General features: G+C 76.3%; 12 protein-coding genes. 5 read left to right on the top strand and 7 right to left on the bottom strand.

Translation table 11 applies throughout. From position 1 onward, the window contains the following. Positions 1-301: 301 nt before the first annotated feature. Complete coding sequence (locus ACFVHB_RS26160; protein ID WP_380327028.1) at positions 302-1,879, top strand: phytoene desaturase family protein; 1,578 nt, start codon at positions 302-304, stop codon at positions 1,877-1,879. Between the two features lie 39 nt (positions 1,880-1,918). On the opposite strand, the gene ACFVHB_RS26155 is transcribed toward ACFVHB_RS26160, so the two are convergent. Further along, on the bottom strand, positions 1,919-3,559 hold the full coding sequence (locus ACFVHB_RS26155; RefSeq protein ID WP_380327025.1) for a CocE/NonD family hydrolase: 1,641 nt from the start codon (positions 3,557-3,559) through the stop codon (positions 1,919-1,921). 321 nt (positions 3,560-3,880) lie between these two features. Here ACFVHB_RS26155 and ACFVHB_RS26150 point away from each other — a divergent pair, with 321 nt between their 5' ends. Together ACFVHB_RS26150 and ACFVHB_RS26145 are read left to right on the top strand one after the other, a co-directional pair. Next, on the top strand, positions 3,881-4,492 hold the full coding sequence (locus ACFVHB_RS26150) for a TIGR03086 family metal-binding protein (RefSeq protein ID WP_380327022.1): 612 nt from the start codon (positions 3,881-3,883) through the stop codon (positions 4,490-4,492). Positions 4,493-5,001: 509 nt separating this feature from the next. Beyond that, entirely contained in the window at positions 5,002-5,391 is a 390-nt protein-coding gene (locus ACFVHB_RS26145) for a transglycosylase family protein (protein ID WP_380315886.1), read from the top strand. Between the two features lie 33 nt (positions 5,392-5,424). On the opposite strand, the gene ACFVHB_RS26140 is transcribed toward ACFVHB_RS26145, so the two are convergent. From ACFVHB_RS26140 to ACFVHB_RS26125, 4 genes are all read right to left on the bottom strand, one after another. Next, positions 5,425-6,858, bottom strand: coding sequence for a DUF2252 domain-containing protein (locus ACFVHB_RS26140; RefSeq protein WP_380327019.1), 1,434 nt, complete (start codon positions 6,856-6,858; stop codon positions 5,425-5,427). Positions 6,859-7,019: 161 nt separating this feature from the next. Beyond that, complete coding sequence (locus tag ACFVHB_RS26135) at positions 7,020-7,958, bottom strand: polyphosphate kinase 2 family protein (protein ID WP_380327016.1); 939 nt, start codon at positions 7,956-7,958, stop codon at positions 7,020-7,022. A 138-nt stretch (positions 7,959-8,096) separates the two neighbouring features. Beyond that, complete coding sequence (gene sulP, locus ACFVHB_RS26130; RefSeq protein ID WP_380327013.1) at positions 8,097-9,833, bottom strand: sulfate permease; 1,737 nt, start codon at positions 9,831-9,833, stop codon at positions 8,097-8,099. 468 nt (positions 9,834-10,301) lie between these two features. Beyond that, positions 10,302-10,793: a hypothetical protein gene (locus ACFVHB_RS26125; protein WP_380327010.1), complete on the bottom strand. Its 492-nt coding sequence runs from the start codon at positions 10,791-10,793 to the stop codon at positions 10,302-10,304. A gap of 313 nt (positions 10,794-11,106) precedes the next feature. Between ACFVHB_RS26125 and ACFVHB_RS26120 the strand changes: the two genes are divergently transcribed. Next, positions 11,107-11,403, top strand: a complete 297-nt coding sequence (locus ACFVHB_RS26120; protein WP_380327007.1) for a hypothetical protein — start codon at positions 11,107-11,109, stop codon at positions 11,401-11,403. A gap of 217 nt (positions 11,404-11,620) precedes the next feature. Here the strand turns inward: ACFVHB_RS26120 and ACFVHB_RS26115 are convergent, their stop codons facing one another. Beyond that, a complete protein-coding gene (locus tag ACFVHB_RS26115; RefSeq protein ID WP_380327004.1) occupies positions 11,621-13,450 on the bottom strand; it encodes a BTAD domain-containing putative transcriptional regulator in 1,830 nt (609 codons plus the stop codon). Positions 13,451-13,735: 285 nt separating this feature from the next. Here ACFVHB_RS26115 and ACFVHB_RS26110 point away from each other — a divergent pair, with 285 nt between their 5' ends. Further along, on the top strand, positions 13,736-16,567 hold the full coding sequence (locus tag ACFVHB_RS26110) for a BTAD domain-containing putative transcriptional regulator (RefSeq protein ID WP_380327001.1): 2,832 nt from the start codon (positions 13,736-13,738) through the stop codon (positions 16,565-16,567). Here ACFVHB_RS26110 and ACFVHB_RS26105 read toward each other — a convergent pair. Then, the gene (locus ACFVHB_RS26105; protein WP_380326998.1) at positions 16,564-19,512 is read right to left on the bottom strand and encodes an ATP-binding protein; all 2,949 of its coding nucleotides are present in this window, start codon (positions 19,510-19,512) and stop codon (positions 16,564-16,566) included. The genes ACFVHB_RS26110 and ACFVHB_RS26105 overlap by 4 nt on opposite strands. Between the last annotated feature and the right edge of the window lie 288 nt (positions 19,513-19,800).

Below are 19,800 nucleotides of genomic sequence, written 5' to 3'. Positions count from 1 at the left end.
GGTCAGGGGGCGGCGGGCGGGACCGGCGCCGTCCGCGGCGCCGCCGACTCGGCGATCCCGGTCACCACCGCGCCCCCTCGCGCTCGGCACGCCGTCCTTCGTCGCCGCCGTCCTGCCGCAGGGCCTCTCCCGACTGCCCCCCGCCGCCGAACGACGGGGGCGGGCCGCGACGACCCGCGGTCCGGCCCCGGGCCTCCTCGCCGGCACCGGTCGCGGAAGGCCGGCTTCCGGCCAGGGGCGGCGCCGCCGGTTCGTCGCGCGGGCTGTTCCGCGTTCCCGCCGGGTGCCGTAGCGTGACGGCATGAACACGGACCCGGGCGCCCGGCACGACGTCGTGATCGTCGGCGGCGGACACAACGGACTGGTGGCGGCGGCGTACCTCGCGCGGGCCGGGTACCGGGTGCTGGTGCTGGAGCGGCTGCCGCGGGTCGGCGGGGCGGCCGTGTCGGCCCGGGCGTTCGCGGGCGTGGACGCCCGGCTGTCGCGGTACTCGTACCTGGTCAGCCTGCTGCCCCGGCAGGTCGTGCGCGACCTCGGGCTACGGCTGGACCTGCGGCGCCGCCGGATCGCCTCCTACACCCCCACCGTCCGGGACGGGAAGCCCACCGGGCTGCTGGTGGACGCGGCCGACCCCGGCCGCACCCGCGACTCGTTCCGGGCACTGACCGGTGGAGAGCGGGAGTGGGAGACCTGGCAGCGCTTCTACGCGACCACCGGGGAGCTCGCCCGGCGGGTGTTCCCGACGCTCACCGAGCCGCTGCCCTCCCGCGCCGAACTGCGCCGGCGGATCGCGGACGAGGCCGCCTGGGAGGCCCTGTTCGAACGGCCGCTCGGCGAGACGATCGAGCGGACCTTCGCCGACGACCTGGTGCGCGGAGTGGTCCTCACGGACGCGCTGATCGGCACCTTCACCCACGCCCACGACCCCTCGCTGCTCCAGAACCGCTGCTTCCTCTACCACGTGATCGGCAACGGGACCGGCGACTGGGACGTCCCGGTCGGCGGGATGGGCGCGGTGACCGGCGCCCTGGCCGAGGCCGCGCTGGCGGCCGACGCCGAGATCCGGACCGGCTGCGAGGTCACCGCCATCGCCACCGACGGCGGCGGCGAAGCCGAGGTGTCGTACCGCCACCGGGACGGGGAGGCGACGGCGGTGGGCCGCCGGGTGCTCGTGAACGCCGCCCCGGCGGTCCTGGACCGGCTGCTGGGCGAGGAGCCCGGGCCCGCGCCGGAGGGCGCCCAGCTGAAGGTCAACATGGTGCTGCGCCGGCTCCCCCGGCTCCGGGAGGCCGGCGCGGATCCGCGGGACGCCTTCGCGGGCACCTTCCACATCGCCGAGGGCTACCGGCAGCTGGAGACGGCCTACGCCGAGGCCGCGGCGGGCCGGCTGCCCTCGGCGCCGCCGTCCGAGATCTACTGCCACACCCTCACCGACTCGTCGATCCTCGGGCCCGAGGCGGTCCGGCAGGGCCTGCACACCCTCACCCTGTTCGGACTGCACCTGCCCGCGCGGCTGTTCACCGACCCGGCGGCCAAGGAGCGCGCGCTGGCGGCGGCCCTGGCGCAGCTCGACGAGGTGCTCGCCGAGCCGATCGCCGACTGCCTGGCGACGGACGCCGCCGGGGCGCCCTGCCTGGAGGCCAAGACGCCGTTGGACCTGGAGCGGGAGGTCGGCCTGCCGGGCGGGCACATCTTCCACCGCGACCTCGCGTTCCCCTTCGCCACCGAGGAGCCGGACGGCGCCGCCGCCCGCTGGGGCGTGGCGACGGCGCACCGCGAGGTCCTGCTGTGCGGCGCGGGCGCGATCCGCGGCGGCGGCGTCAGCGGCATCCCGGGCCACAACGCGGCCCGGGCCGTCCTGGAGGACCTGGGCCGCTAGCGCGGAGCCCGCGGTCGTCCCGTCGCGCGGGCGGCGGGGTCAGCGGACCGGCAGGTCCAGGGCGGACGGGTCGGCGGCGGTGGAGCCGAAGGTCACCGTGCTGCCCGACGGGGTGAGACCGCCGTACAGGGCGTCCCGGGTGCCGAGCACCAGGGCGAGCCGGTGGCCGGCGGGCAGGTCGTAGGCGGTCGCGAAGAGCGTGACGTCCAGCGGGAACGGCTGCCCCGGCGTCCGCCCGGACCAGCTCTGCGGCGCGTGCGAGATCAGCCGGCCGACGCCGAGCGCGTTCACGTCGTACAGGTAGGCGACGACCGTGCCCTGCGCGGCGGACGCGGTGACCGTGGTGTGCACCCGGGCGGCGCCGCGCACGGAGAGGCCCTGCGGGTACGGCGACGACTGCCGGACGGCGGCGGCGGAGCGGTCGAGCAGCGGGACGACCACGGTCGGCGGCCGGCGCAGCGCCTGGTCGAGCATCCCGGAGACCAGGGCGATGCCGCCGCGGGCGCCGGAGGCGGTGTCGCCGAGCACGGTCGTCCGCCAGTCACCGGTGGCCGCCCCGCCGAGGGTGTCGGCGCCGATCGCCAGGCGGTCGGTGCGGGAGCTGACGGACCGCCAGTCCGGGTGGCTCTCGTGCCCGCCGCCGGGGCGGACCTCCAGGTCAACGGGCTGCCGCTGCCCGCCGGGGGCTCCGGCGCCGCCCCCGAGGTGCTCGTCCAGCCAGGACCGGGCGCTGTCCCAGGCGGCGTTGGAGAGGCCGAGCAGGCCGGTGAACTCCTGGCTCGCGTGGTCGCCCGGGCGCAGTTCGAGGCGCTTGGGCACGGTCAGCCGCTGGTAGAAGTCGGTGATCTGGCCGGGGTTGAAGAAGCTGTCGCCCCAGGCGTTGGCCAGCAGGACGGCGGTGCCGTTGGCGTTGATCCGGTCCAGGTAGCGCGCCGGGGAGCGGGTGTCCGCCCAGCGGATGACGTCGGGCAGGTCGCGGTTCGCGGCGAGGTCGTCCAGCATCCGGCTGAACTCGGGACTCCGGCGGCCGGTCGGGGCCTGGATCCCGGCGAGCACGGCGGCCGCCTGGAGGTGCCGGGTCTGCCCGCTGTACAGCGAGTCGGTCAGATCGGCCCAGCCGCTCAGCGAGGCGACGGCCTTGATCCGCGGGTCGAAGGCCGCGCCGAGCAGGGTCAGGCCGCCGCCCAGCGAGAGCCCCACCATGCCGACCCGCTGCGGGTCCGCCGGCGTGTGCGCGAGCGCCCAGTCGATCACCGTGGAGATGTCGGCCACGTCCTTCGGCCCGGCGACGTCGACCTCGCCCCCGGAGCCCCAGAAGCCCCGCACGGTGTAGGTGACGACGACGTACCCGGCGGCGGCCAGCGCGCGCCCCTGGGCGACGTACTCCAGGTCGTTCTGCCCCCAGCTGGCCGGTTGCACCACCAACGGGTACCGCCCCTGCGGGTCGGCCCCCGGCGTGCCGGGAGCCGGGGTGAACACGTCGGCCTTGAGCACGACGCCGTCCTTCGCCGGGACGTCGGCCAGCCGGAACGACCCGACGCCGAACGCCGAGGCGGCCGCGGCGGGCGGGGAGTCCGCGGCCGCGGCGGGCTGCGCGACGGCGGCCCCGCCGAGGGCGAGCGCCGCCGCGACCACGGCGCTCGCCGTCCGGCGTGCACGGCTGGGGCGGGGTCGTTCCATCACTGCTCTCCATCTGCTCGCGGACCGCTCGGCAGCCCGTTCCGGGCCCGCGCGGGGGACCACTCGGGCCGCTCCGACCACTCGGGCCACTCCGACCACGTGACCCACTCGGAGCACTCGACTGCCGGGAGCCAGCAGCCTAACGAGCTGACGGACGTTCAGAGGAGCGGCCGGTCAGCCAAATTACTGGCCGGTAATGCACCCTCGGTGACACCCGGGCCACCGCCCGGCCACGCCGCCGGCGCCGACCACCCCACCTGGCGCGTCACGCCCCGTAGCGGTTTACTGGGAGTGAGCAGGGCAGGAGACGGAGGCCCGGCGATGGAATGTCCCCACGAACCCGGATTCCACGCTGAGGTCCGCGAGCGCTACGCCGTCGCGGGGGCGGAGATCGCCCGACTGCTGCGCGCCGCGCCCGAGGACCAGTGGAACGCACCCACTCCCTGCCGGGACTGGGACGTGCGCACCCTGGTGAACCACCTTGCCGCCCAGCACCTCTGGGTGTGCCAGGCGGTCGCGGGCTACACCCCGGCGCAGATCGGCCACCGCTTCGAGGGCGACGTCCTCGGCCGCAACCCCCGCGGCGTGTGGGCGATGGCCGTGGAGAGCGCCGTGCGCGCCCTCAACGTCGCCGGCGCCATCGACCTGCTGGTCCACGTCCCCTACGGGATGCGCGACGTCGGCGGCTACGCCCGCGAGCTCACCGCCGAGACCGTCGTGCACGGCTGGGACCTCGCCCGCGCCCTCGGCGAGAGCGGCCGCATGCCCCCGGGTGCCGCCCGCTACGCGCTCGCGGAGTTCCGGAGCTACCGCGACCTCGCCGGCACCGGCCGCTTCGACCCCCCGCTCCCCACGCCGCCGGGCGCCGACGCCCAGGACCTCCTCCTCACCCTCACCGGCCGCGACCCCCTCTGGTCCACCGAGCGCCTCTGAGGCCCCCACCGACTCCCCCGCCCGGACGCACCGCCGTCCGGGCCTCCTTTCGCCCTCCGGCGGTCACGCGGTGTCGATACCCGGCGGGCGCTGCGTGAGGGCTGTGGTGCGGGCCACCGCGAGGCCGTCCGCCACCCCACCCTTCCCGCACGCGCCGCCGACCGACCGTCACCCGCCGTCGACGATGTGCCCGGCCTCACAGCGGCAATGCTGTGGCGCGGGCCACTTCCCCACCGTCTTCGATCTTGAAAAAACGGGCATTTGCCTTCAAAACCGCCCATTTCCTTGATCCTTACAGCCGGTAACACCACCCTGACGTGCCCAAACCTGCGAATCCTTGAAACCCCCACCACCACCCCCGTACCTTCGAACCCGTTGCACCGAGCACACCACCCCGGCCACACCGCCCAGGGCAGGAAGTGCCCGACCACACCAGCGACGCACCCCCGAAACCCACGGCCCCCCACGGCCTGGTTCCGCGCGCCCGCATCCCCTCCGAAAGGACCCCCATGACCTTCCGTCACGAGACCACCACCGCCACCACCGCCACCAAGCGCCGCAACCGCGTCCGCATGGCACTCATGGCCGGGGCCCTCACCGCCCTGCCGGTGGCCGGCCTCGTCACGGCCAACGCCGCCTCCGCCGCCCCCGCCACCGTCTGGGACAAGGTCGCCCAGTGCGAGGCCACCGGCAACTGGGCCATCAACTCCGGCAACGGCTTCTACGGCGGCCTCCAGTTCACCTCCAGCACCTGGGCCGCCTTCGGCGGCACCGCCTACGCCCCCCAGGCCCACCAGGCCACCAAGGCCCAGCAGATCGCCATCGGCGAGAAGGTCCTCGCCGCCCAGGGCCCCGGCGCCTGGCCCGTCTGCTCCGTCAAGGCCGGCCTCACCAAGTAACACCCCCGGCTCCGAGCAGCCACCCCCGGCCGGTCAACGGGAGGCCTCCACCTCCTCGGCCGGCAGCCGGCCGGAGCGGACCGCGGCGAGCAGGGCCCGGTGGTCCCGCTCGTTCTGGTCGGCGTACGACTCGGCGAACACCGCCAGCGCGCGGTCGAACGACTCCCCGCGGCCGAGGTAGGCGGCGATGGCGATCCGGTCACCCGACCTGGCGTGCGCGCGGGCCAGGGTGGCGCCGCACAGCTCGCCGAACGCCCGCATGCCCTCCGGCACCATGTCCTCCGCGACGGCGATGCCCTTCCAGTCGCGCAGCTGGCGGACGTAGAAGTCGCGGCGCCGGCCGTCGATCCCCTCGACCCGCTCCCAGCCGAGGAAGATGTCGCTGGTGGCCTGCATCAACCGTTGGCCGGAGACCACCCGCTCACCCTGGTTGGCGTACGGCCCGGCTCCGACGTGGGGGGCCAGCACCGACGTGTCGGCCTCCTTGGCCTGCAGGAACAACGGGTCGCCGCCGTCCCGGCCGAGCAGCAGGAAGATCCAGCAGCGGGTGCCGACACTGCCGACGCCGACCACCTTGCGGGCCACGTCCACCAGCCGGTAGTCCGCCAGCAGCGTGCCCCGGTCCGAGGACAGGGTGCGGGCGTAGCGCTCGATCAGGTCGCGGAACGTGCGTTCCAGCGCGCCGCGGGTGACGTCCGGCAGCAGGTCGGAGAGCGGTACGAGCAGCGGCGGGTCGGCGGCGATCCGGACCTCGCCGTCCACCGTCTCGGTGAGCTTCTCGAAGACCTGCAGGCTGTCGCGGGTGCGGGCCTTGGCCATGGCCCGGGCGAGGCGCTTCCGCCCGCGGTCCCGGACCCGGCCGACGGCCAGCTCCTGGAGGCGGTCCGCGTCCATCGAGGTGTACCAGACGTCGAGGTTGCGCAGGCCGGCGAACCGGCGCATCGCCTCCCGGTACGAGCGCACCGTGGACCGCACGATGTCCGAGCGCACGGCCGCGTCGAAGTCGTTGGCCCGCCCGGCGATGACCAGGCTGGCCGCCAGCCGTTTGACGTCCCATTCCCACGGGCCCGGCAGGGTCTCGTCGAAGTCGTTGATGTCGAACAGCAGGCGCCGCTCCGGCGAGGCCAGCAGCCGGAAGTTCAGCATGTGGGCGTCACCGCACAGTTGGGCCCTGATCCCGGAGTCCGGCGAACCCGCCAGGTCGGAGGCCATGATCGCGGCGGCGCCCCGGTAGAAGCGGAACGGGGACTCGATCATCCGGCCGTAGCGGATCGGCACCAGCTCGGGGACCCGGCGGGCCGACTGGGCCGCCAGGATGCCCAGGGGATCGGGCCGGCGCTTCGCGGGCTCCCACCCGGCGTGGCTCGACCGGGGCGCGCGGCGGCGGGCGTTCCTGCCGAGCGCCGCCCGTTCCTCGGGCGTGGCGTGCCGCACCGCGCGCATCGCCGTCGCGGACTCCTCGGGCATCGCAGGCCTCCTGACCGGGAGGTGACCACGGGGGTTGTTCGGCCGGGGGGCGGCACGGCCGCACCGTCGCGGCGGCGCCCCGGATCTGCGGGGCCGAGCGCATCTCCACCCTACGCCGCCGCCCCGAAAGCGCTCGCCGGCCGGCCTCAGGCGGTGGCCGGCTAGGAGCGGTGCCGCGCGGCGTACGGGTCGGCCGGCTCCCCCTCGGGTGCCTCCGCCTCCAGTTCGCGCCTGGCGGCCAGCAGTTCCCGGCGGACCTCGTCGCCGACCACCGGGAACTGGGGGTCGATCTTGATCAGCGCGTGGGCGAGCACCGCCGCGGCGCAGATGCGGGCGAACCACTTCCGGTCGGCCGGCACGACGTACCACGGCGCCCAGGGCGTGCTGGTGGCCGAGAGCATCTCGGAGAACGCCTCCTGGTAGTCGTCCCAGAAGCGGCGCTCCCGGACGTCGGCCGCGGAGAACTTCCAGTTCTTCTCGGGGAGGTCGATCCGCTTCAGGAAACGGGCGCGCTGCTCCTCCTTGGAGAGGTTCAGGAAGATCTTCACCACGGTGAACCCGTTGTCGGTGAGGTAGCGCTCCCAGTCGTTGATCTCCCGGTAGCGCCGCTCCCAGACGCCGGGCCCGCGGGCGGACTCCGGCAGCCGCTGCCGCTCCAGGAGTTCCGGGTGCACCCGCACCACGAGGACCTCCTCGTAGTGCGAGCGGTTGAAGATCGCGATCTCGCCGCGTGCGGGGAGCCGGTCGGCGTAGCGCCACAGGTAGTCGTGGTCCAGCTCCTCGGCGGAAGGCACCTTGAAGCTGCTGACCCGGACGCCCTGCGGATTGACGCCGCTCATGACGTGGCGGATGGTGCCGTCCTTGCCCCCGGCGTCGAGCGCCTGCAGGCAGAGCAGCACGCCGTGGGTGTTCTGGGCGGCCAGTCGCGGCTGGTACTCGGCCAGCAACGACACGCCGGCCTCCAGCAGTCGGGCGCCGTCGCGCTTCCGCATCCCCGCCTTGTACCGGGGGTCGAGATCGCGCAGGTCCACGCGCGTCCCCGGCTTCACCCGCAGCGGCTTGATGAACTTCGCGATGCGCCTGGCCCGCTTGTCCGCCATCCGAACCGGCCTCCTCCGCCCGCCCGTCCCGGCGGGCCTGGTTCCGAGGCTGGGCGGCCGGGCCCGATGCCGCAACCCCGCCTCGGCGCGCCGTACGCCGATCGGCGTAGGGCGGACGCGGCACCCGGCGGCGGGCCGTCAGCCCTCCGCGTTCCCGGTGTTCCCGGCGCTCCAGGACCGGTACGCCGCCACCGCCGCCGGCAGCGTGGGGAACACCCGGTCCGCCCCGATGGACTCGATGAGCCCGTACGCGTCGAGCTCCTGACGCAGGTCCTGCTTGACGCGCGCCAGGGCGAGGACGGTGCCGCGTCCGGCCAGCTCCTCGCGCAGCGCCTCCAACGAGTCCAGCGCGGTGATGTCCACCTCGACGTTGGCCTCGGTGTTGAGCACGAACCAGCGCACCGGGGCCGGCTGCCCGGCGACGGCGGCCAGCGCCCGCCGCCGGAAGTCCTCGGCGTTGGCGAAGAAGAGCGGCGAGTCGTAGCGGTAGACGAGCAGTCCGGGGATGGTGCGGGCGTCCGGGTAGTCGTCGACGTCGTGCATCCCGGCCACCCCGGGCACCAGGCCGAGCACCGCGTCGTGCGGCCGCGCCACCCGGGACAGCAGCTCGGCCACCGACAGCCCCACGGCCACCAGGACGCCGTAGAGGATGTCCAGGGCCAGGACGCCGACCAGGCACCCGAGCCCGAGCAGCAGTTCCCGGCGGCGGAACGCGGCCAGCCGCCGGAAGCCCGCGACGTCGATCATCCTGACCGCCGCGAAGACCACCAGGCAGCCCAGCACGGCCGACGGCGTGTGGGCGAGCGCCGGACCGAGGAACAGCAGCACGCCGACCACGACCACGCCCACCGCCAGTCCGTACAGCTGGCAGTGCGCGCCCGCGGACTTCGCCAGGGTGGTGCGGCTGGCGCTGCTGCTGACCGGGAACCCGTGCAGCACGCCGGTGCCCAGGTTCACCGCGCCCAGCGCCAGGAGCTCCTGGTTGGCGTCCAGGCGCTCGCCACCGCCGCGGGACTCGAAGGCACGCGCCGTCAGGATCACGTCGGTGTAGCCGACCAGGAGCACGCCGACCGCGGGCAGCACCAGGTCCTCGAAGGCGCTGAGGGACGGGAACTCGAAGCGCGGCAGCCCGGTGGGGATCTCACCGATCACCGCGATGCCGTGGTCGTCCAACCGGAACGCGGCCACCACCGCCGTGCCCAGGACCAGGGCCAGCAGCGGAACCGGTACGGCCCGCGGCAGGTACGCCGCGGCGAGGAACAGGAAGAGCAGCGTCACCGTGCTGAAGAGCACCGTGGCGGGATCGGCCTCGGAGACGTTCCGGAGGAAGGAGAACAGCTGCGGGAAGAAGTGCGAGCCCTCGGTCTCGACGCCGGTGAGCTTGGTCAGCTGGTCCACCATCATGATCAGCGCGACCCCGGCGAGGTAGCCGATCAGGACGGGCTGCGAGAGCAGGTCCGCGACGAAGCCCAGCCGGGCCGCCCAGGCGAGCACGAACATCATCCCGACCACGACCGCGAGCGCCGCCGCGAGCACCGCGTAGCGCTCGGGGTTCCCCGCCGCCAGCGGTCCCACCACGCTCGCCGTCATCAGCGCGGTCGTCGACTCGGGCCCGACCGACAGCAGCCGCGACGAGCCGAGGACGGCGTAGACGACGACGGCGGGCAGGACGGCCCAGAGCCCGGCCACCGGGTCCAGGCCCGCGACGGTCGCGTTCGCCATGACCTGCGGCACCGCGTAGGCGGCGACCGTGACACCGGCCACCAGGTCCGTGCGCAACCACGCGCGCCGGTACGACCGGAGCACCCGGAGACCCGGGAGCAGCCGCGCGACCCGACGCCGACCGCCGGCGGCCGGGTCGGTCGACGTGGTCATCGGCTCCCCTTCCCTCGGGGCACGGCCCGGACGAGAGGTCCGTCACAGCCGCCCGCCGCTACATCGTCGTGGCTCACCGGGGCCGCCGCCACGGGCCGCGCCCGAAAGGGTGAGCGGCGGGCCCTCGGCGGCCGCCGCGCCCCGCACACCGTCGGAGCGCGGCTCGGAGCCCGGCACGTGGTTGCCGTTCGACCCGGCGCCCGTGCCGGTGGCCTGGTTCGATCCACCGCCGGAGACGAGACCACTGGTGCGGTGGGCACCGGTCGAGAGCGAGGAGTTCACGCTCGCGTGGGGGTGGCCCGGGGGGTGCGGACCGTGACGCCCACGGTGTCGGCGTACGCGGTTCCGGGAGCGGCCGGCACCAGCAGGGCTCCCACGACCCCGCAGGGGGTGATCGGACCGGGGACACCCCCGCGGCGGAGCCCCTCCCCCACGCCGCTGATCCCGCGGGAGGGACCGGCGGTGACGTCACCTCACCACTGCGGCGATCGCCGCCAGCCCCAGCGGCAGGGCGGCGCCGAGCATGACGAGCCCGTCGTACTCGGCCGGCTCGCCCGACCGGGCGGAGGCGAGCAGCCAGACGGCCGTGAGCACGCCGGGGGAGGCCACGGCGCAGGCGATCAGGATCACGGCCGCCGCTTCGCGGGCGGAGGTCTCGTACGCCTCGCCCCACGCGAGCCGCACCGGGACGGTGGTGCCCCGCGGATACCTGGCCCGCGCGTCCGCGAGCACGATCGGGCGCTCCGCCCCGGTGGCCGGGGCGAAGGTGCCCGCGCACTCGTAGCCCGTCTTGCGGCCGTCGCCGTCGTCCCCGTCGTGGCACTCGGTCACCCGGACGACGCCTTCGGCCGGGCCCACGCCCGCGGTCGCCCGTACGCCGTCGCCCAGCAGCCACCAGGCGAACCAGCCGCTCGCGGCCAGCACCAGTGCGGCTCCGACGACCGCCAGAACACGCGTCAACTGTCTGAGCACTCCACCCCCCTCGATCCCCCGGCTCGGCCTTACCCGGGCGGGTGGCCGGACATGCCCCGGGCGGTTGGTCGTCGGGAGTGGCCGGCCGAGGGGCTCCGGGGGTCGCACGGCGCGCGCACCTCGCGCGTAGCCCGCGCGGACCGGGAGCCCCCGCCGATCGGCAGGGGGGCCGACCCGCCGAGTGTCCGGAATGCGGGGACCGATGCGGGATCAGCGGGCATGGTCTCTTACGCTACTGATCGGTCATCAGTTCGACGGATGGCCGACCAGCAAGTGAACCATCGAAGAACCAGGGGGAACCATGCGTCGACGCATGTCCGCGCTGACCGTCTCGGCCGTCCTCGCGGGTGGCCTGCTCCTCGCCGCCGCGCCCGCCCAGGCCGCTCCCGTCGAGGCCGCTCCGGCCGCCGCCGCCCGGGGCTCCATCTCGGTCAACATCCCCGAGCTGCAGGCCCAGGCCGCCAAGCTGCGCCAGCAGGCCCAGCGCCTGCGCAGCCAGGGCCACTTCCGGGAGGCCAACGTCGTGGACGCCCGCGCGGCCGCCATCGAGGCGCAGATCCGCCGCTACCTCGACTGCGAGCGCAGCCTCCACTGCTGACCCGCTCCCAGCGAACCCCCGCGGCACGGCGCTCCGGCGCCCGGCGCGGGGGTTCGCCGTTTCCCGGGCCCGGCCGAAATCGCTCCACCGGACCCGCGTGGCGGGACGCGACCGCGCGCCGGACGGGATCACGCGCCGGGACGGGATCGCGCGACCGCGTGGCACCGGAGGCACCGCGCACCCCGCGGTGCCTCCGGCACGCCCGGGGCCGCCCGCGTCAGGCCGCGGGGCCGGGCGTGGCGTGCAGGGCGAACAGCCGGACCAGGTCGTGGAAGGCGTAGCGGCCCCGGTCCGGGGAGTCCAGCATCCCCGCCTGGGCGAGCCGTTCGAGGATCAGGCCCGCGGCGGGCTCCGGGACGCCCAGGGCGGCGGCCGCCTCCGGCAGGGAGCGGACCGGGAGGGCGGCGAGCCGCGGGAGCGCCGCGGCGAGGTCGTCCGGCAGCAACCGGTGGCCGCGGCGGAGCTCGGCCTCGACGGCGAGCCCCCCGACGCGCAGCTCGGCGAGCCGGCGGCGCTCGTCCCGCAACCGGTCGGCGACGGCGGCGACGCTCCAGGCGGGCCGGGCCGCGAGCTTGGTGGCCGCGACGCGCAGGGCGAGCGGGAGCCGCCCGCAGGCCGCCGCGATGTCGGCGGCGGCCTGCGGCTCGGCGGCGATGCGGGAACGACCGGCCACGGCGGACAGGAACTCCACCGACTCCTCCGGCGTCAGGCGCCCCAGGTGCACGGCGGGCGACCCGGCGAGCCCGCTCAGCCGCCCGCGAGCCGTGACGAGGACGGCGGAGGCCGGGTCGCCCGGCAGGAGCCGGCGCACCTGCTCCTCGTCCCGGGCGTCGTCGAGCACGACCAGGACCCGCCGCCCGGCGAGGAGCGCCCGGTAGCGCTCCGCACGTTCCGCCGCCTGCCCCGGGATCTCCTCGGCGGGCACGCCGAGCGCGCGCAGGAAGCCCGCCAGTACGTCGGCGGGCGCGGCGGGTTCGCGCCCGGAGCCGCCCAGCTCCGCGTAGAGCTGGCCGTCGGCGAAGGCCCCGCGAACGGTCCGGGCGGCCCGGACGGCCAGGGTGGTCTTGCCGACTCCCACGCCACCCGACACCACCACGAACGCCGGGCCCGGCCGGCCGGCGTCGGCGAGGGCGTTCGCGATCAGTTCGATCTCGGCCGCGCGTCCCGTGAAGTCGCCGACGTCCGGCGGGAGTTGAGCCGGGATGGCCGGTGCGGCCGGAGGCACGGGCCGGGCCGCGGCCGTGGCCGGTGCGGCGGGCACGGGCGGCCCGGCGGGCACCGGCGGCGCGAGTCCGGGGTCGGCACACAGGATCTGCCGCTGCAGCCGCCGCAGGCCGGGCCCGGGCTCGGCACCCACCTCCTCCGCCAGCACCCGGCGGGCGTCGGCGAACACCTCCAGCGCCTCCGCCTGCCGGCCGGTCCGGTACAGGGCCGTCATCAGCAGCCCCCGCAGGCCCTCGCGCAGCGGATGCTCGGCGGCCAGCGCGGTCAGCTCCTCGACCAGCCGCCCGTGCCCGCCGAGGCCGAGTTCGAGCCGCAGGCGGTCCTCGAGAACGGCCAGCCGCCGCCCGGCGAGCCGCTCCCGCTGCCGTTCGGCGTCGGGCCCGGGCACGCCGGACAGCGCGCTGCCCGTCCACAGCGCCAGCGCCTCGCGGTACCGGTGGACGGCGTCCGCCGGTTCGCCGCGCTCCCGGTGGCGACCGGCCGCCTCCGCCAGCCGGTCGAACTCCGTGACGTCCAGGCCGTCGTCCGCGAGGTGCAGGACGTAGCCGCCGCCCGCGGACACCAGGACCGCCGCCGCGTCGCCCCCTGCCGCGCCGATGGCGGCCCGCAGCTTCGAGACGTGGTTGCGCACCACCGCGCCGACGGAGGCCGGCGCGCTCTCGCCCCAGACCAGGCCGACCAGTGCGTCGGCCGTCACGATCCGCCCGGCGCGCAGGGCCAGCGCGGCCAGCACCGCCTGACGCTGCCCGGACCCGGCCGGGACGTCCCGGCCGCCGTAGCGGACCCGCACCGGCCCCAGCACGGAGACCCGCAGCCCCGCCATGTCCCCCCGCTCGCCCCTTCGACCGACACCGCCGCCGGCCGACACCGCCGCCGATCGGCACCCGTCCGCCCGATCGGCGCGCCACGCGCCGCCGTGCGTGCCGCCGTCACCGCCCGGATCCGTCCGATACCGGCGGCTCCGGTGGGATTGTCCCATGCCCGCCGGGCACGCCGGTCCGCCACCGGGGAACGGTCCGCGCGTCGAAGAGCAGGTAGGTTGGCCCGTCTCGCCCCGGCCGTCCGGCCGCGGCGGGCGGAACAGGAACGACGAACGGACGGACGGCGCGTGACCGGCATTCGGATAACCCTCCTCGGACCCGTGCGGGCGTGGCGCGGCGACGCCGAGCTCCCGCTCGGCCCGGCCCAGCGGCGCGCGGTACTGGCCCTGCTCGCCGGAGCCGAGGGACATGCGGTCACCACCGAGGAGCTGATCGACGGCGTGTGGGGCGAGGCGCTGCCGAACCACGCCGTCGCCGCGATCCGCAACCACGTCTCGCAGCTGCGTTCCGTGCTGGAGGAGGACCGCACCGCGCCGCGGGTGCTGGTCTCGGCGGGCGGCGGCTACGCCCTGCGGCTCGGCCCCGACGGGACGGACCTCGCGGTCTTCCAGCGGCTGACGCACGAGGCCGCCCGGCTCCGGGCCGCGGGTGATCCCGCCGGAGCGGCCGGGCGGTTGCGCCGGGCGCTGGAGCTGCCGACCGGTACGCCGCTCGCCGACGTCCCCGGGGGCCACGCCGAGCGGCAGCGGGAGCGGCTCGCCCAGCTCCGCCTGGCCGTCCTGCACGAGCGCCTCGAACTCGACCTGGAGCTCGGCCGCCACGGCGAGGTGGTGGACGAACTCGCCCTCCTGGTCGGGGAGTTCCCGCTGCACGAGGGGTTCGCGGCGCTGCTGATGACGGCGCTGTACCGCTGCGGCCGGGCGGCCGGAGCCCTGGCGGTGTTCGCCGACACCTGCCGCGCCCTGGACACCGGGCTGGGGGTCGAACCGACCCTGCCGCTGCGCGAGTTGCACGAGCGGATCCGACAGGGCGACCCCCGGCTCCTCGCTCCGGCCGCACCGGCCGCACCGTCGCCGGCCGCACCGGCCGCACCGGCCGCCGCCGGCCGGCGGACCGGCCGCCCGTTGCCCGAACAACTGCCCACGGACGCCTCGGAGTTCACCGGCCGCCGGGAGCTGCTCCGGTCCCTGGTGGGGCTGGTGGAGAAGCCGCCGGCCTTCGCTCCCACCATCGTCGCCGTCGCCGGCATGGGTGGCGTCGGCAAGACCGCGCTCGCCGTCCACCTCGCCCGGCGGGTCCGCCGGCACTTCCCCGACGGGCAGCTGTACGTCAACCTGCGCGGCGCCCGCCCCGACCCGATGGAGCCCGGGGCGGTCCTGGTCCACTTCCTGCGGTCACTGGGCGTGCCCGCGAGCGCCGTCCCCGACCGGACCGAGGAGCGGTCGGCGCTGTTCCGCTCGCTGCTCGCCGAGCGGCGCGTCCTGCTCGTGCTGGACGACGCCCGCGACCTCGCCCAGCTGCGTCCGCTGCTGCCGGGCTCCGAGCACAGCGCCGTCCTCGTCACCAGCCGTTCGACCCTGCTGGGCCTGGCCCCCACCCGACAGGTGGACCTGGACGTCCTGGAGCCGGACGAGTCGCTCGAACTGTTCTCCCGGATCGCCGGCCGCGCACGGGTCGCCGCGGAGCCCGACGCCGCCCGTGAGCTGCTCGAAGCCTGCTGCCACCTCCCGCTGGCGATCCGGATCGTCGCCGCCCGCGGCGCGCTGCGCCCGGACTGGTCGCTCGCCGCGATCGGCGAGCGCCTGGCCGACCGGCGGCAGCGGCTGGCGGAGCTGAGTGTCCACGACCTGGCCGTCGAGGCGTGCTTCCAGCTCAGTTACGACCAGCTGCCCCCGACCGCCGCGCGCGCCTTCCGGCTGCTGGCCGTCCCGCAGACCGCCGACCTCTCCCTGCCGGCCGCCGCGGCGGCCCTGGAGCTCGGCGAGGACCGCGCCCTGGACGTCCTGGAGGACCTCGTCCACGCCGGCCTGCTGGAGTCCCCGGCCCCCGACCGCTACCGGTACCACGACCTGCTGCGCCTGTTCGCCCAGGCCCGGGCCGAGCAGCTCGACCCGGAGGCGGTACGCGCCGGTCTCGTCCTCCGGATGGTCGAGCAGGCCGTGGCGACGGCGGCCGACGCCTACCGCGCCGTGCGTCCCGGCCACGCCGTACCGGACGTCCTGGACTCCGCGTCGGTGCCCGCCCTGGCGGGGGCCGACCGCGCGGCCGGCCGCCGCTGGCTGGACGAGGAGGGCGGGAACCTCCTGTCCCTCTCCGAGCAGGCACTCGACATCGCCGGCGCCCACCGCCTCGTCGCCGACCTGCTGCTCGCCCTCGACCCGCACCTGGAGAACGGGTTCCGCTGGCGCGCGATCCTCGACGTCTGCCGCCGCACCATGCGGCAGGCCGCCGAGAAGGGCGACCCGCGGGCCGAAGGCCGGGCCGGCTACATGCTCGGCGGAGGGCTCATGCAGCTGGGCCTGCTGGACGAGGCCGAACCCGTCTCCGCCCGGGCGGCCGAGCAGGCCCGGGCCTGCCGGGACCTGCCCGTGCTGGCCGAAGTCCTCAACGTCTGCGCCATGATCGCCCACCTGCGGCGGCGCACCGACGAGTCGTTGGTCCTGCACGGCGAGACGGTCCGGCTGGCCGCCGACTGCGGCAGCACCTGGACCGAGGCCAACGCCCTGGCCACCAGCGTCGTCTGGCACCTGGCCCGCGGCGACGCCGGCGCGGCCGACCACGCGGCCCGGCGGAGCCTGGACCTGTTCCGGGCCGTCGACGACCCGTTCGGCGAGGTCTACGCGCTGCACTCGACCGGACGCGCGGCCCGCGTCCTCGGCGACACCGAGCGGGCGATCTCGCTGCACGAGCAGGGTCTGGCGCTCGCCGACGCCCACGGCTTCCTGGTCTTCGAGCCGATGGCCCTGGTGCACCTCGCCAACTGCCACCTGGACGCGGGCCGGCCGGCCGAGGCGGTGGAGCGGGCCGAGCAGGCCGTGACGGCCAGTCGGCGGCTGTACCGGCAGGACACCGAGACCATGGCGCTCGACCTGCTCGCCCGCAGCCGCGCCGCGGACTAACGGGATCCGTCCGCCGGTGCGAGTGCGGCGGCCAGGCCGGGGCGGCCGTCGATGCCGAGCTTGCCGTAGACGTGGGTCAGGTGGACCTCCACGGTGCGCAGGCCGACGAACAGGTGCTGGGCGATCTCCCGGTTGGTCATGCCCTTGGCCGCCAGGGCGGCCACCCGGTGCTCGGCCGGGGTGAGGGCCGCCGGCCCGTGGAAGGACCGGGTGCGGGGGCGGTCGCCGGCCGCGCGGAGCTCGTCCAGGGCGCGATCGGCCACCAGCGCGGCGCCGCAGCGGTGGGCCGCGGTGACCGCCTCCTGGAGGCACGCGCGGGCCTCCGCCACCCGCCCGGCGCGGCGCAGCTGGGCGCCGAGATCGCCCAGGGCCTGGGCGTGCCGGGCCCGGCCCGGGGAGCCGGCCAGCGTCCGCACCGCCTCGCGCAACAGGTCCAGCCCCTGCGGGCCTCCGGTGGCGAGGGCCAGCGCGCGCTGCGCGGCGCCGACGGTCTCGGGCACGCCCCACCGTCGGGCGAGCTCCAGCTCCTCCGCCGCCAGGGCCCGGGCCCGCTCGGACTCGCCGAGCGCCACGTGGGCGACGGCGGCCTCGGACCGCCAGGGGTAGACCCACGGGCAGCGCATGCCGCGGGCCTCGGTCCGCCGGCCGCACTCGCGGAAGTCGGTGAGCGCCTCCTCCGGCCGTCCCTGGGCTGCTCGCAACCTGCCCCGGACCAGGTGGACGTGGTCGTTGATCCAGTGGCCGGTCAGCTCGGCGGTCAGGCCGGCGCCCGCCAGGACCTCCTGCGCCTCGTCGAGCCGGCCCTGTAGGACGAGCGCGTCGGTCAGGGTGGCCGCCGCGAGGACGCTGTGGCTGTGGCGCGGGTCGACGCCGATCTGCCGGAGCGCCACCAGGGCGGCCTGCGCCTCGTCCTGGCAGTCCGGCACCCGGCCGAGCTGGCCGTAGACGGCCGCCCGGATGACGCGGCTGTGCGCGAGCGTGAAGACGGAGCCGCGGGTCCGGGCCCGCTCCACCGCCGCGTCGGCGTGGTCGAGGGCCAGCTCCGTCTCCCCGGTGGCACCGAGGAGGAGCACGGCGCCCGAGTAGACGAAGGACTCGTCGTCGGCCGGGTTCATCCCGTGGGTGAGCGCCTGCCGCACCAGGGTCACGGCCTCGGCCGGCGATTCGCCGCGCATGATGGCGCGCAGGCCCAGCAGCGCCGCCAGCGGCCGCTCGGCCGAGGTGCCGGCCGCGTCCGCGATCCGCAGGTCCATCAGCCGGGGCAGCACGCCGGGTGCCGACTCGACCTCGTGCAGTCCGGCGTAGACGTGGTCGATCTCCAGCCGCAGGGCGAGGGCCGGGTCGGTCCCGCGCAGCGAGGCGGCGGTGCGTTCGAGCACGGCCAGTCCGTCCGGGTAGCGGTCCACGGCGAACAGCGCGCCGGCCAGGCGGCGCGCCGCGGCGGCCCGCTCGACCGGATCGCGGGAGAGGTCCAGCCCCAGCCAGAGGTTGCGGACCGCCTCCGGGACGTCGAGGGCGAGGCCCGCCTCGCCCAGCCGGATCACCAGGGTGGCCCGTACCGCGTCCGCCAGCGGCTCGCGCAGCGCGCGGCGCAGCAGCTCGGCCGCGCGGCCGGCGGCGCCCGTGCGCAGCGCCTGCGCGGCGGCGCGCTCCAGCACCCCGGGCACCCAGGGGAGGCCCAGCGGCGCGTGGACGGCGTGGACGGCGGTCTGCTCCGGGGGCGCGCCCAGGGCGAGCATCAGCTCGGCGGCGCGGACGTGCACGTCCTGCCGGATGCTGGGCAGGACGTCGTCGGCGAGCGCGATCCCGATCATCGGGCAGGTGAAGGCGGCGGCGTGCCCGCTCCGGCGCATCAGTCCGGTCCGCTCCAGTGCGTGCACGGCGTCCAGGACCGCCGGCTCCGGCAGGCCGGTGGCGGCGGCGACCACGTCGAGGGCCGGGGTGCCGCCGAGCACGGCGACCGCCTCGGCGACGTCCCGGGTGTGCGGTCCCGCCGTCGTGACGAGCGGGTGGAGGGCCCGGCCCGCGTCGGCCGGGACGAACCGGGTGATCCGGGCCGCGGTCTCGGCGTCGGGTCCGCTCCCGGAGGCCTTGACCGTGCGCAGCAGGGTGTGCAGCAGGAACGGGTTGCCGCCGGTCGTGATCCGCACGACCTCGTGGAAGCGGTCGTCGCCGGGCTCGCCGAGCACCGTCTCGGTGGCGGCGGCGACCGACTCCGCGTCGAGGGCGGTCAGCGCGATCCGGTGCCGGAAGAGCGGGGCGAGCCGGCCGAGGACGTCCGGGTGGGCCGTCGCCGGTGCGGGGCCGACGGTGGCGATGACGACCACCGGCAGCTCGCCGGCCCGGCGGAGCAGGCGCTGGAGCCAGAGCAGCGAGGCCCGGTCGGCCCACTGCAGGTCGTCGATGCCGATGACGAGCCGGCCGCGGGCGGCGAGGTGCGCCGTCAGCCGGTGCAGCCCGGCCAGCGTGACGGCGGTCGGGCCGTCGGCGGTCGGGCCGTCGGCGGGTGTGGGCGGGGCCGCGGGGTCGTCGGGCCAGCGGAGTTCGGCGGCGGCGTGCGCCGCCGGCCCGGCGGGCGGGGCGCCGGTACCGCCGACGGCGCCGGGTGCCGGCTCGAAGAGCTGGCGGGCGACGCCGAGTTCCGCCCCCTGTTCGGACGCGTCCGCCCAGGCGGACAGGACGGTGCCGCCGTCGCGACGGGCCCACCCGAGCGCCTCGCGGAGCAGCGCGGTCCTGCCGGTGCCGAACTCGCCCTGGATCAGGACGGACGTGCCGTCCGCCGCTCCCTGCCGCAACAACCCGTCCAGCGCGTCGAGTTCGCGGTCCCGGCCGATCAGCAGCGGGTCGTCGGAGCGGCGGCGCGGCCTGGCGGCGACCGGGCCGGCGGCACGGGTGCGGAAGTGGGTCGGGGCGGGGGCCGGCTTCACGGCGGAGAGATCAGGCATCGGTGCTCAAGGGTGCTGGTCGGTGTTCCGGACCGGCCGGTGGCCGGCTGACCGGCCGGGCCGGGCGGGTCGTCGACGACCCGCCCGATCCGGCCGGACCTGCATCCTGTCGAGCACGTGTAACTGCCCGATAAGTCGTCCGTGCCCCGAGCAGTCACCACCCGGGGCACGATCGCGTCCTGGTGTCAGCCCCGGCTTCCGGTGGGCGGGAGCTGGGACTGGATCAGGTTCATCACGGTGCTGTCGGCCAGGGTGGTGGTGTCGCCGACCTCGCGGCCCTCGGCGATG

It is taken from the genome of Kitasatospora sp. NPDC127111, assembly GCF_042677465.1.
In the GTDB taxonomy this organism is placed as follows: domain Bacteria; phylum Actinomycetota; class Actinomycetes; order Streptomycetales; family Streptomycetaceae; genus Kitasatospora.
Note: the sequence above shows the minus strand (reverse complement) of the source record. Positions and strands in the feature narration are given on the sequence as shown.